At 71.8% G+C, this 12,079-nt stretch carries 11 protein-coding genes; 1 reads left to right on the top strand and 10 read right to left on the bottom strand.

What is annotated here, in order from left to right; genetic code table 11:
• Window positions 1-6: 6 nt before the first annotated feature.
• Window positions 7-1,164 carry a glycosyltransferase gene (locus tag ABD841_RS23855; RefSeq protein WP_344975914.1) on the bottom strand — a complete coding sequence of 386 codons (1,158 nt, stop codon included), beginning with the start codon at window positions 1,162-1,164 and terminating at the stop codon, window positions 7-9.
• A gap of 122 nt (window positions 1,165-1,286) precedes the next feature.
• Here ABD841_RS23855 and ABD841_RS23850 point away from each other — a divergent pair, with 122 nt between their 5' ends.
• Window positions 1,287-2,297, top strand: coding sequence for an LCP family protein (locus ABD841_RS23850; RefSeq protein ID WP_344975912.1), 1,011 nt, complete (start codon window positions 1,287-1,289; stop codon window positions 2,295-2,297).
• 14 nt (window positions 2,298-2,311) lie between these two features.
• Here ABD841_RS23850 and ABD841_RS23845 read toward each other — a convergent pair whose 3' ends face one another.
• The 9 genes from ABD841_RS23845 to rho all read right to left on the bottom strand — a co-directional run.
• Entirely contained in the window at window positions 2,312-3,784 is a 1,473-nt protein-coding gene (locus ABD841_RS23845) for a sugar transferase (protein WP_425582030.1), read from the bottom strand.
• A gap of 133 nt (window positions 3,785-3,917) precedes the next feature.
• On the bottom strand, window positions 3,918-5,144 hold the full coding sequence (locus tag ABD841_RS23840; protein WP_344975907.1) for a carboxylate--amine ligase: 1,227 nt from the start codon (window positions 5,142-5,144) through the stop codon (window positions 3,918-3,920).
• Entirely contained in the window at window positions 5,141-5,818 is a 678-nt protein-coding gene (locus ABD841_RS23835) for an L-threonylcarbamoyladenylate synthase (protein WP_344975904.1), read from the bottom strand. The genes ABD841_RS23840 and ABD841_RS23835 overlap by 4 nt, the downstream gene beginning before the upstream one ends.
• Window positions 5,819-5,950: 132 nt before the next feature.
• On the bottom strand, window positions 5,951-6,805 hold the full coding sequence (gene prmC / locus ABD841_RS23830) for a peptide chain release factor N(5)-glutamine methyltransferase (RefSeq protein ID WP_344975901.1): 855 nt from the start codon (window positions 6,803-6,805) through the stop codon (window positions 5,951-5,953).
• 8 nt (window positions 6,806-6,813) lie between these two features.
• Window positions 6,814-7,866 (bottom strand): peptide chain release factor 1, encoded by a 1,053-nt coding sequence (gene prfA / locus ABD841_RS23825; protein ID WP_344975898.1) that lies wholly within the window; start codon window positions 7,864-7,866, stop codon window positions 6,814-6,816.
• A gap of 110 nt (window positions 7,867-7,976) precedes the next feature.
• Entirely contained in the window at window positions 7,977-8,195 is a 219-nt protein-coding gene (gene rpmE / locus ABD841_RS23820) for a 50S ribosomal protein L31 (protein WP_344975895.1), read from the bottom strand.
• 282 nt (window positions 8,196-8,477) lie between these two features.
• Window positions 8,478-9,122, bottom strand: a complete 645-nt coding sequence (locus tag ABD841_RS23815; RefSeq protein WP_344975892.1) for a response regulator transcription factor — start codon at window positions 9,120-9,122, stop codon at window positions 8,478-8,480.
• Window positions 9,123-9,133: 11 nt separating this feature from the next.
• On the bottom strand, window positions 9,134-10,453 hold the full coding sequence (locus tag ABD841_RS23810) for a sensor histidine kinase (protein ID WP_344975889.1): 1,320 nt from the start codon (window positions 10,451-10,453) through the stop codon (window positions 9,134-9,136).
• Between the two features lie 288 nt (window positions 10,454-10,741).
• Window positions 10,742-12,079, bottom strand: a 1,338-nt coding sequence (gene rho, locus ABD841_RS23805) for a transcription termination factor Rho (RefSeq protein WP_344975886.1), incomplete at its 5' end; no start/stop codon positions are given.

Below are 12,079 nucleotides of genomic sequence, written 5' to 3'. Positions count from 1 at the left end.
CGACTCTCACGCCGCGCCCAGGGCGAGGGCGTAGGCGCGGGCGAGCCGGGCGGCCTGGAGCCGGGGGGTGTGCCCGGCGAGCACGTCGGCCAGGCGCAGCCTCGCGTCCTCGCGCCGCCGGTCGTCGCGGAGGTCCCGTACGGCCCGCGCGCACTCGGCGGGCGTCGCCACCAGATCGGGCACTCCGAGGCTGCGTAGCGCGGGGATGTCCCTCGCCACCACGGGCAGCCCGGCTCCGGCCGCCTCCAGCACGGAGACGGGTGCGCCTTCCCAGCTCGCCGTGTGAACGTAGACGTCCGCGGTGCGGATCATGGCCAGCACCTCGTCCCGGGGGAGCCAGCCCGTCACGACGACCCCCGCGTCCCGCAGGACGCGGCGCAGGGCGGGATCTCCGTCGCCGATCCAGACCCATCTGGTGGACGCGTCGCCGGCGCGGGCGGCGGCGGCGAGGAAGGCCGGGTCCTTCTGCGCGCAGATACGGCCGACCGTGACCGCGACGAGCTTGGAGCGTTCCGGCGTGCCCCGCTCCGCCGGAGTTCCCGTGGATCCCGGCTCCGCGGGGATTCCGGGGGTGGCGCCGGAGCGTTCCCGCACGCCCTGCTCCGCGGGGATCCGGGGGACGGCGTTGGGGACGTAGACCACGCGCTGCCCGGCGCGGATCCGGGCCGCGAGCTCGGCCTCCCGGGGGCTCACCGCCGCCACGACGCCGGTGCGCGGGGCGAGCAGCGCCTCGGCCAGGCGGAAGCCGTACCGGAGGGGGCGGCCGACGTCGGTCCGTTCGAAGGCGTAGCAGTGCGGGGTGTAGACGATCCGCTCCCCGGGGACCTGCGGGCAGGACCGGACGTAGAAGCCCGCGTAGGAGGAGTGGGCGTGCACGACGTCGGGGCGGATCTCCCGGTAGGCGGCGGCCACGTCCCGGATCCTGGCCAGGTGCCCGTCGGCGAACACCCGGAGCCCCCGCAGCAGGCTCTCCTGGTCCAGCAGGGGGTCGGCCGCGTCGCGCGCCATCAGCAGCCAGTGATCGTGGCCGGGCGTGGCCTCGATGTAGGCGTGGACGGCGCTGGCGACCCCGCCGCCCCAGCATTCGGTCACGTGGAGCACCCGCACCGCCCCCTCCGAGGGGACGCCACCGGGCGTCTCCCGCTCCACGGCGTCAAGCTCCACCGTGACCTCCGTGACATGAGCGATGAACGAGCCAGTAGTGCCAATGGCTACTGATGCGACATAAAGTATCGCAGGTTGCATACCATTTTTTTTGGCGTACATGACTCGTTAGGGGCACCCCCATGCACCGCGCCCTGCGCCTCCTACTGATCACCGGAACCGCCGGGATCCTGATGGGCGCCTGCGCCGCTGGAACGCTCTACGCCTTCCAGAGCAGCCTCGACAGCGAGATCGTCCGCCTCCCCGACGCCCTGCCCACCGCCGGGGCCGAGCGCCCCCCGGCCGAGGTCGGCGTGGGCGAGAACTGGCTGCTCGTCGGGACCGACAGCCGGTCGGAGAAGACGACCACCGGCGAGGAGGCGGAGGCCCGGCTGTGGCGGCCCGGCCGGCAGCGCACCGACACGATCATGCTCATCCATCTCGCCGAAGGCGGTAACCGGGTCTCCGTCATCTCCATCCCCCGGGACTCGTGGGTCGCCGTCCCGGGGAAGGGCAGAGCCAAGATCAACGCTGCTTTCTCCTGGGGCGGTCCCGCCCTGCTGATCGAGACGATCGAGAAACTCACCGGCGTCCGGATCGACCACTACGCGGCGATCGACTTCCAGGGGTTCTCCTCGGCCGTCGACACGATCGGCGGGGTCGACGTCGAGGTGGCCCAGACCGTGCGTGACCCGCTCAGCGGCGTCACCTGGAAGGCCGGCCGCCAGCACCTCGACGGCGAGAAGGCCCTGCAGTTCGTGCGCCAGCGCGTCAACCTCCCCGGCGGGGACTTCGACCGGATCAAACGCCAGCAGGCCCTGCTGAACTCCATCTCCGACAAGGTGCTCAGCGCCGAGACCCTCGCCAACCCCGTGAAGGTCAACAACCTGCTGCGCGCCATAACCAAGGCCATCAGCGTCGACTCCGGGGTCACCCCCGGCGTCCTCAGGTCGCGGATGCTCGAACTGGCCGGCATCGACGCGGTCGAATTCACCACCATGCCGGTGAAAGGCACCGGCATGGAGAGGTCGCAGAGCGTCGTCTACCTGGACAGGCGGCAGGTCGAAGCGCTCAGCGCGGCGATCCGGGACGACCGCGTCGACGCCTACATCCGGCAGAACGACAGCGGCAACGACGTCGAGGAGGTCCGCTGACGACCGGGCCGGGATCAATAGGCCCCCCTCGCCCGGGCGACCGCTCCCCATGTCTTCCAGAGCAGTTGCAGGTCGAGGGTCAGGGACCAGTTCTCGACGTAGCGGAGGTCCATCCGCATCCGCTCGTCCCAGGAGAGATCGGCACGGCCGCTGACCTGCCACAGGCCGGTCATCCCCGGCCGGACGAGCAACGTGCGGTGGACGTCGGAGCCGTACAGGGCGAACTCCGTGGGCAGCAGCGGGCGCGGCCCGACGAGGGACATCTCACCCCGCAGCACGTTGACGAGCTGTGGAAGCTCGTCGAGGGAGTAACGTCGCAGGAACGCTCCAACGTTGGTGACCCGCGGGTCGTCCCTCGTCTTGGGCGGCACCGCCCCGGAGCCGGCGCCCCCCAGCCGATCGGCGCCGTTCACCATGCTCCGGAACTTGAGAATCCGGAACTCGCGCCCGCCGAGCCCGACGCGGGTCTGCCGGAACAGGCCCGGCCCCTCGCTCGTGGCACGGACCGCGACGAAGATCACCAGCATCGGGATCGCCAGGACGGCCAGGGCCGTGGCGGCCGCCACCCTGTCGAACACGTTCTTCACGAGCTGGTTGACCCCTCCGAAGGCGGGGTGGTCGACGTGCAGCAACGTCATCCCGGCGACCGGGCGGACGCTGATGCGCGGCCCGGCGACGTCCATCAGCGAGGAGGCGACGAACAGGTCGGTGTCGGTGGCCTCCAGGCTCCAGGCCAGCCTGCGCAGGGTGGCGCCGTCCAGCTCGGGACAGGCCAGGACGGCCACGGCGTCGGCCGACGTCCTGGCCACCGCGTCGGCCACGTCGGTGAGATCTCCGAGGACCGGCACCCCGTCGACGTCGAGGACCTGCCCGGGTGCCGCGCCGCCGGGCAGGCAGGCCGCGACCACCCGCATGCCGTACCGGGGCTGGGACGACAGCTCCATCGCCAGGTCCAGTACCGACGCCCGGTGCCCGACGGCGACGACGGCGTGCTCGGCCCACCGGTCCGGATCCCTCCGCCGCAACCGGCGGCGCAGGCAACGCCGGAAAACGAGAGTGAGCACGATGGCCAGGGGCAGCATGGCGATGACGATGCTTCTGGCGATCATCAGCTTGGTGACGTAGGCACCGATCGCGACGACCGCGGCCAGGCCCAGACCTCCGTTGAGCACCAGCCGGATCTCCTCGACGCCGCCCGCCCGGACCCGACGCCGGTACGCGCCCACGAACGACATCGCCACCGGCCAGGCCAGCACCAGCCCCGCGGAGAACACCATCTCGAACCAGGGGACGTAGCCGCCCCACCACCACCTGGCGCCGAGCACCACCTGGTGGGCCAGCAGAGCACAGCCGAGATCACCGGCGACGAGCACCCGCGTGACCGACCGCTTCCGCCCGCTTCCCGGGCTGCGCGGATGCCCTTCACTCCCCGGACTCCCAGGAGCGGCGGAGTACCCCGCTGTGCGCTCAATCGGCGACGCACCCATACGATCTCACCTTCTTGCCCAACAAGCACAGGCAAGACGTACGGTCTGCACCATGGGTTTACTTGACTAACAAAAACCCCGAAAGTAACAAGAGGCGAAAAATTCGCTTACACCGCATAAGCGATGAAGGTTCTCACCCCTGACGCGGCCGACGCATCCCCCCGAACAGCCGGGCGACACGCCGCATCACCGGGCGGGCGCTGCGGGCGGCCGTGACCAGTCCCGGCAGGGGGTCGTCGGCGGTGAGCCAGGCGAACTCCCGCCCGCCCCCTTCGGGAACCCGGTGCCGCCGCTCCCCCCCGCCCCGGTAGGCGATCCGAGCTGGGATGTCCAGGTTCTCCACGATGATCCTGCGCCCCTCGACCTGCACGCCGGGAGGCACCGCCTGGCCGGTCAGCGTGAGGTAGTGGGCCCGGACCACGTCGATCCCCGCGTCGGTCTCGAAAAGCCGGAACTGGGCCCCCACCCGGGGATTGAAGTCCAGCAGCTTGTACCTGCCGTCCCGGTGGTCCAGCCGCCAGTCCAGGTCGGCGATGCCCGAATAGCCGCTCTCCCCGCACAGGCGGGCGGTCAGCTCCGCCAGCTCCGGATTGCGCACCGAGTAGGCGTACGTCGTCACCCCGACGTGCGGCGGCCACGACCGCACCTTCACGCCGGTGAAACCGGCCACGATGCCGCCCCGCGCGTCGCAGCAGACGTGGGCGATCCAGTCCGTCGACTCCGAACGCGGCAGGTACTCCTGGACGAGCGCGTACGGCGCGTCGGGCCACCCGGCGGCCAGCTCGCGCAGCTCCCGCGGCGTGTCCACGACGGTGGAACGCTCCACGACCGGCGCGGCCAGCCGGACCCACGGCTCGGAGTTCTTGACCACCACGGGGAAGGCGAACTCCCGGGCGATCTCGTCGACGTGGTCGCGCGAGGTGACCAGCCGCGACTCCGGGGCCGGGATGCCGTGGCGCCGGCACAGCCGGAACATCTCGTGTTTGCTGGCCAGCAGGCGCGGCAGGCCGGGCGGGACCGGCGGCAGCAGCAGATGCTCCGACAGGACCCCGGCGTGCTCGGCCAGCAGGATCGCCGCCTCGTCGTCCGTCGCCACGGCCACCGGCCGCCCCGGCAGCGAGGAGGCGATCTCCCGCAGCCCCCGCACGAGGTGCTCCACCGGCTCGGACCCGGTGGTCGGCCAGACGATCCGGCCGGCCCGGTGCCGGGAGAGTGCCGCGGCGGTGAAACGCCCCTCGGCGATGACGTGCACGGGAACCCCGAGACGCCCCAGTGTCCGGACGGCGCCGACGGCACCGTGGTGGAGCGGGTAGTGCCCGATCCTGACAAGGAGAACCGGGACGCTCGGGTCCACGGTCACCCGTCGGACGCGGACGGGGCCTCGGGCTCGGCGTCGGTCGCCACGTAACCGATCACCCCGCGCAACTTCTCCACCGGGACGGCTCCGCGGCGCAACAGGCGTGGCACGGCCGTGGTCAGGTCGAGGATGGTGGACGGCACGTCGTCACCCGACGGCCCGGCGTCGAGGTAGACCGCGACGGAGTCGCCGAGCTGCTTCTCCGCGTCGGCGGCGGTGGTGGCGGGCGGCGCGCCGGAGCGGTTGGCGCTGGAGACGGCCATCGGGCCGGTCTCCTTGAGCAGGTCGAGGGCGACCGCGTGCAGCGGCATCCGGAGCGCGACGGTGCCCTTCGCGTCACCCAGGTCCCAGGAGAGCGACCGGTTGGCGCGGCAGACGAGCGTCAGCGGGCCCGGCCAGAAGGAGTCGACGAGATCCTGGCCGTACGGGCCGAGGCTCTCCACCAGGGCGTTCGCCGCCCGCACGGTCCCGACCAGCACCGGCACCGGCATGTCGCGCCCGCGGCCCTTGGCCTCCAGCAGCGCGGTCACCGCCGAGGGCGTGAAGGCGTCGGCTCCGATCCCGTAGACGGTGTCGGTCGGGAGCACCACGAGCTCACCCCGCCGCACGGCGGACGCGGCGTCGGTCAGGCCGGCGGCCCGCTGCTCGGCGTCGGCGCAGTCATAACGTCGGCTCATTCTGCCTCCTCACCCGGCGGCTCGACATCGGCGGGCCGCAGGCCACTGTGGTCGTTGACCGGCCCGCGGCAGGCCGGGGACGGCGTCCGCCGACGCGTTCCCGGCCCACGGCGTGCCATCTTATTCCTGCTCTTATTCCTGGCCGAAACGGGCGGTCACGAAGCGGTCCCTGCGGGTGAGGTCCTGACGGCTGCGGATGTCACGCCAGCCGTTCTCCTCGGAGAAGATCAGGTAGACCGGGGTGCCCTGCTGGTCGGCGTGCTCCACGGCGACGAAGCCGCCGGGGCGCAGCAGCCGCCTGGCGGTCCGCTCGACCGCCCTGACCTCGTCGAGACCGTCACTGCCCGAGCCGTACAGCGCCCGGCGCGGGTCGTAGTCGCGGACCTCGGGGTCGCGCGGGACCGCGCCCGGCGGGATGTAGGGCGGGTTGGAGATCACCAGGTCGACCTGCCCCTCGAGCTCGGGCAGGGCGTCGGCCAGGTCCTCCGGGTGCAGGTGGACGCGCCCCTGACCGTGCTCGATGATGTTGCGCTTGGCCCAGCGGTAGGCGTCCGGGTCGATCTCGACCGCGTGCACCGTGGCCAGGGCGACCTCCTGGGCGATGGACAGCGCGATGGCGCCGGAGCCGGTGCCCAGGTCCACGACCACCGGCGAGGCGACGTCCATCTCCCGCAGCCGGTCGATGGCCCACCCCGCCACCACCTCCGTCTCCGGGCGCGGCACGAAGACCCCCGGCCCGACCTCCAGGGACAGGTAGCGGAAGTAGGCGCGCCCGGTGATGTGCTGGAGAGGCTCACGGGACTCCCGGCGGGCGACGCCCTCCCAGAACAGGGCGTCGAAGTCCGAGTCCTTGACCGTGTGCAGCTCGCTGCGGCGTACGCCGTGGACATACGCGGCGATCTCCTCGGCGTCGGTGCGCGGCGACGGGACACCTGCCTCGGCGAGCCGGGCGGTGGCGAGGGCGATCTCGTCCAGCAGGAATGTCATGGCGCGTTCTATGCGTGTGCGGCGAGCTTCTCCGCCATCTCTGCGTCGAGCAGGGCCTGGATGACGGCCGTGAGGTCGCCGTCGAGGACCTGGTCGAGGTTGTAGGCCTTGAAGCCGACGCGGTGGTCGGAGATGCGGTTCTCGGGGAAGTTGTAGGTGCGGATCCGCTCGGAACGGTCGACCGTGCGGACCTGGGACTTGCGCTCGGCCATGGCCGCGGCGTTGGCCTCCTCCTCCGCGATGGCCTGCAGGCGGGCCCGCAGGATGCGCATGGCCGACTCCTTGTTCTGGAGCTGGCTCTTCTCGTTCTGGCAGGAGGCGACCACGCCGGTCGGGAGGTGCGTGATGCGCACCGCCGAGTCGGTGGTGTTGACGCTCTGCCCGCCGGGGCCGCTGGACCGGTAGACGTCGATGCGCAGGTCGTTCGGGTCGATCTGGATGTCGACCTCCTCGGCCTCCGGGTAGACCAGCACGCCGGCCGCGCTGGTGTGGATGCGGCCCTGGGACTCGGTGACCGGGACCCGCTGGACGCGGTGGACGCCGCCCTCGAACTTGAGCCTGGACCAGACGCCCTCGTCGCCCCTGGCCTTCAGCGCGACCGTGACGTCCTTGTAACCGCCCAGGTCGGAGTGGGTGGCGTCGATGATCTCGGTCTTCCAGCCGACCCGCTCGGCGTAGCGCAGGTACATCCGCAGGAGGTCACCGGCGAACAGCGCCGACTCCTCACCGCCCTCGCCCGCCTTGATCTCCATGATGATGTCCTTGTCATCGTTGGGATCACGCGGGATCAGCAGGTGCCGGAGTTTGTCCTCCAGCTCGGGAACCCTCGCCTCCAGCTCCTTGGCCTCGTCGGCGAACGCCTCGTCCTCCGACGCCAGCTCCCTGGCCGTCGCGAGGTCGGCCTGGACGCCCTCGAGTTCCCGGTAGGTGGCGATGATCGGGGTGAGCTCCGCGTACCGCCTGCCCAGAGTGCGCGCCTGGCTCGCGTTGGCGTGCACGGAGGGGTCGGCGAGCTTGAGTTCCAGCTCGGCGTACTCACTGAGCAGCTCGTCGAGATTCACCGTGCGTCCTTCCTTCAAAAGCCCTGTAAGCCTGCCTCATCATCACGAACGCCGACCCGGGGCACCCCTCGGCGACGAGGGGCACGCTCCGAGCCGGCGTCGGGATGGGGCTACTTGCCCGCGGGCTTCTTGCCGAAGCGCTTCTCGAAGCGCGCCACCCGGCCGCCCGTGTCGAGGATCTTCTGCTTGCCCGTGTAGAACGGGTGGCAGGCCGAGCACACGTCGGCGTGGATCACGCCGCTCGTGGCGGTGCTGCGGGTGGTGAAGGAGTTACCGCAGGTGCAGGTCACCTGAGTGGTGACGTACTCCGGGTGGATGTCGGGCTTCATGCGTCGTGTTCCTCTCCAAAGCGCGGTCGCCGGGTCGCCACTGTCTCTCGCCTGCAAGGCGTCTCGCGCGCGAAGCACACCGGGGTGCGCGCGGGCGGGAACCGGAACCGCTACGGTTCGGCTACCAGTGTGCCAGATCCTCCAACCATCACAGGCCACCGAACATTCCCCGCCCCGCCGGCCCGCGTCCGCGTACGGCACCGGACCGCCGTGTTCTCCGGGCGGGAAGGCGGTGGTGCCCTCCGGGCGGGAAACCACGCTCTCCCGCAGGTGGGACCGCGGTCACCGGCCGAGGTAGGCGAGGACGGCGAGAACCCGGCGGTGGTCGTCGGTGGCGGGTCCGAGACCGAGTTTGGCGAAAATGCTGGAGATGTGCTTCTCCACCGCGCCCTCCGTGACGAGCAGGCGCGCGGCGACCGCGGTGTTGGAGCGGCCCTCCGCCATCAGGGCCAGGACCTCGCGCTCCCGCGCGGTCAGCGACTCCAGCGGGCCGCCGCGACGCTGACGGCTCAGCAACTGCACGATCACGTCCGGGTCGATGACGGTGCCCCCGGCCGCCACCCGGCGCACGGCGTCGAGGAACTCGGCCACGTCCGCGATCCGCTCCTTGAGCAGGTAACCCACCGCCGCGGCACCCCCGCCGATCAGCTCGGTGGCGTACTGCTGTTCGACGTACTGCGACAGCACGAGGATCGGCAACCCGGGCCGCCGGGACCTCGCCTCCAGGGCGGCGCGCAGGCCCTCGTCGGTGTGGGTCGGCGGCATCCGCACGTCGACGACGGCCAGATCGGGCTCGTGCTCGGCGACGGCCGCCACCAGCCCGGGGCCGTCACCGGCGAACCCCACCGTGTCGATCCCCCCGTCGGCGAGGAGCCTGGCCAACCCCTCGCGCAGCAGGACCGAATCTTCTGCGATCACCACGCGCACGGGTCAAGTCCTCACCATTCGCAGGGCAGCACGGCGCGGATCGTCGTGGGGCCGCCGAGCGGGCTGTCGACGCTCAGGGTGCCGTCGATGGTCGCCGCCCGGTCGGCCAGCCCGGCGAGGCCGCCCCCGGGGCGGGGCACGGCGGCGCCGACCCCGTTGTCGAAGACCTCGACGACCACCCGCTGACCGTGCCGGCTGACCCGGACGAACCCCTCGGTGGCCTCGGCGTGCTTGGCCATGTTGGTCAGCGACTCGGCCACGATGAAGTACGCGATGCTCTCCACCGCGGGCGGCGGGCGGTGGGACATCTCCACCGACAGATCCACGCGCACGGGCGCGCGGGCCGCGAGCGAGGACAGGGCCGCGCTCAGCCCCCGGTCGGTCAGGATCGCCGGGTGGATACCCCGGGCCAGGTCGCGCAGCTCGGCGATGGCCGCCTTGGTGCCGCTGTGCGCCTGGGCGAGGAGCTCACGGGCGCCCTCGGGGTCGGAGTCCATCTTGGCCTGGGCCCGGCCCAGGTCCATCGCGACGGACAACAGCCGCTGCTGGGCGCCGTCGTGCAGGTCGCGCTCGATCCTGCGCCGCTCCGCCTCGGCCGCGTCGACTCCCCTGGCCCGGCTGGCCCGCAGGTGGGCGGCGCGGGCGGCCAACCGGCTCCGCTCCCCGGCGTCCAGCAGCCCGGCGGCGAACATGCCGTGCAGCCACGCCATCCCCCGGGTCGCGTACAACGCGACGAGGAGGAACGCGATCCCGGCCGGCAGGCACAGCAGCGCCTTCGGCACCGTGTCGAAGGAGAACCCGTCGAGAACCGTCATCGGATCCCCGGCCAGCACCAGGGGCAGCGGGAGGAAGACCAGACCGAACGCCAGGAACCACAGGACGGCGGAGACGACGAACTCCCCCAGGCCGACGGGCAGCAACAGCAGCAGGTAGAGCAGGTCCTTCCAGGTCGCGGGGTCGACGAACATGTCCTTCCAGCGCTGGAAGAGGTTGTGTCCCTCCGAGGGGCGGTAGGGGTCGGGGATGCGGACGCCGAAGGCCAGCCGGAGCAGCCTGCGTTCGAGCATCGCGGCGCCGCGCCAGGCCAGCATCGACAGCGCGAGCAGCGGCACCCCGACCCACACGATCGCCAGCAGCAGCGAGAGCGGGATCACCGTCGCGAGAAACCCGGAGCAGACCAGGGCGTGGAACGGGCTCACCAGCAGGTACGGCACGGCGCGCCAGGTCGCCGGGTCGACGAGCACGCCCAGCGGCCCGTTGGGCCCGAAGGGCACGCGCCGGCGCAGCGGTGTCCGCGCCACCGGCGTGCCCGCCACCGTCTCGGCCGCCATGCGCCCCTCCGTCCCCCCACGCGCCGCCGGGCGTGCTCGTCACCCGCCGCCCCGGCCGCCCGGCATGCCGCGGGCGCGGACGGGCGGGAACGGGGCGGACGGGACGTCCAGGGGTAGGGATATCCCGAAGTCGAAGGCCGGACAAGCGCTTTCGCGAAACGCCGGGCGCCGGCCGGGTCACCGCAACCGGCCGGCCGGTCACGGCACCGGCGGAGAGCGCTCCACGCGAAACGCCGAGCGCCCCGGCCCCTCGTGAGGGGCCGGGGCGCTCGGCGCGCGGCGGGATGATCAGTCGCGGTCGGAGCTGACCGTCGTCTTCTGCACCTGGAGCAGGAACTCCGCGTTGGACTTGGTCTCCCTCATCTTCTCCAGGAGAAGCTCCAGGGCCTGCTGCATGTCCAGCGCGTGGAGCACGCGGCGGAGCTTCCAGACGATCTGGAGCTCGTCCTTCGACATGAGGATCTCCTCCTTGCGGGTGCCGGACGCGTCGACGTCCACCGCGGGGAAGATCCGCTTGTCGGCCAGCTGGCGGTTGAGCTTGAGCTCCAGGTTGCCGGTGCCCTTGAACTCCTCGAAGATGACCTCGTCCATCTTGGAGCCGGTCTCGACCAGCGCCGTGGCGAGGATCGTCAGCGAGCCGCCGTTCTCGATGTTGCGGGCGGCGCCGAAGAAGCGCTTGGGCGGGTAGAGCGCCGTGGAGTCGACACCGCCGGACAGGATGCGGCCGGAGGCCGGGGCCGCCAGGTTGTACGCGCGGCCGAGGCGGGTGATCGAGTCGAGGAGCACGACGACGTCGTGACCCAGCTCGACCAGGCGCTTGGCACGCTCGATGGCGAGCTCGGCGACGGTGGTGTGGTCCTCGGCCGGGCGGTCGAAGGTCGAGTGGATGACCTCGCCCTTGACCGACCGCTGCATGTCGGTGACCTCTTCCGGACGTTCGTCGACGAGGACGACCATCAGGTGGCACTCGGGGTTGTTACGGGTGATCGCGTTGGCGATCGCCTGGAGCACCATCGTCTTTCCGGCCTTGGGCGGGGAGACGATGAGACCGCGCTGGCCCTTGCCGATCGGAGCCACCAGGTCGATGATCCGGGTGGTCAGGATGTTCGGCTCGGTCTCCAGGCGCAGGCGCTCCTGCGGGTAGAGCGGGACGAGCTTGTTGAAGTCGGGCCGCTGACGGGCCTGCTCCGGGTCCATGCCGTTGACGGTGTCGAGGCGGACCAGGGCGTTGAACTTCTCGCGGCGCTCGCCCTCGCGCGGCTGGCGGACGGCACCGGTGACGACGTCGCCCTTGCGCAGGCCGTGACGGCGGATCTGGGCCAGCGAGACGTAGACGTCGTTGGCGCCCGGCAGGTAGCCGCTCGTCCGGACGAACGCGTAGTTGTCCAGGATGTCGAGGATTCCGGCGATCGGGATGAGGACGTCGTCGTCGCCGACCACGGGCTCGTTGCTGTCGAAGCGGTCACGGCCACGGCGGTTGCGCTCGCGGAACCGGCCGCGACGCCCGCGACGGTCGTCGTCCTCGCCGACACCGTGCTGGTCGTTGCGGCCCTGCGGGCCGCGGTCGCCGGCGCGGTCGCCGCGCTCACCGCGGTCGCTGGTCCGCTCGCCGCGGTCGCCGCGCTC

It is taken from the genome of Streptosporangium fragile, from assembly GCF_039534445.1.
Classification (GTDB): Bacteria; Actinomycetota; Actinomycetes; order Streptosporangiales; family Streptosporangiaceae; genus Streptosporangium; species Streptosporangium fragile.
Note: the sequence above shows the minus strand (reverse complement) of the source record. Positions and strands in the feature narration are given on the sequence as shown.

What these genes read in the sequence shown, in the direction of transcription:
- ABD841_RS23850 (WP_344975912.1), top strand. Translation starts at nt 1,287, where the DNA reads ATGCACCGCGCCCTGCGCCTCCTACTGATCACCGGAACCGCCGGGATC.
- rpmE (WP_344975895.1), bottom strand. Translation starts at nt 8,195, where the DNA reads ATGAAGCCCGACATCCACCCGGAGTACGTCACCACTCAGGTGACCTGC.
- ABD841_RS23845 (WP_425582030.1), bottom strand. Translation starts at nt 3,784, where the DNA reads ATGGGTGCGTCGCCGATTGAGCGCACAGCGGGGTACTCCGCCGCTCCT.
- ABD841_RS23810 (WP_344975889.1), bottom strand. Translation starts at nt 10,453, where the DNA reads ATGGCGGCCGAGACGGTGGCGGGCACGCCGGTGGCGCGGACACCGCTG.
- ABD841_RS23835 (WP_344975904.1), bottom strand. Translation starts at nt 5,818, where the DNA reads ATGAGCCGACGTTATGACTGCGCCGACGCCGAGCAGCGGGCCGCCGGC.
- prmC (WP_344975901.1), bottom strand. Translation starts at nt 6,805, where the DNA reads ATGACATTCCTGCTGGACGAGATCGCCCTCGCCACCGCCCGGCTCGCC.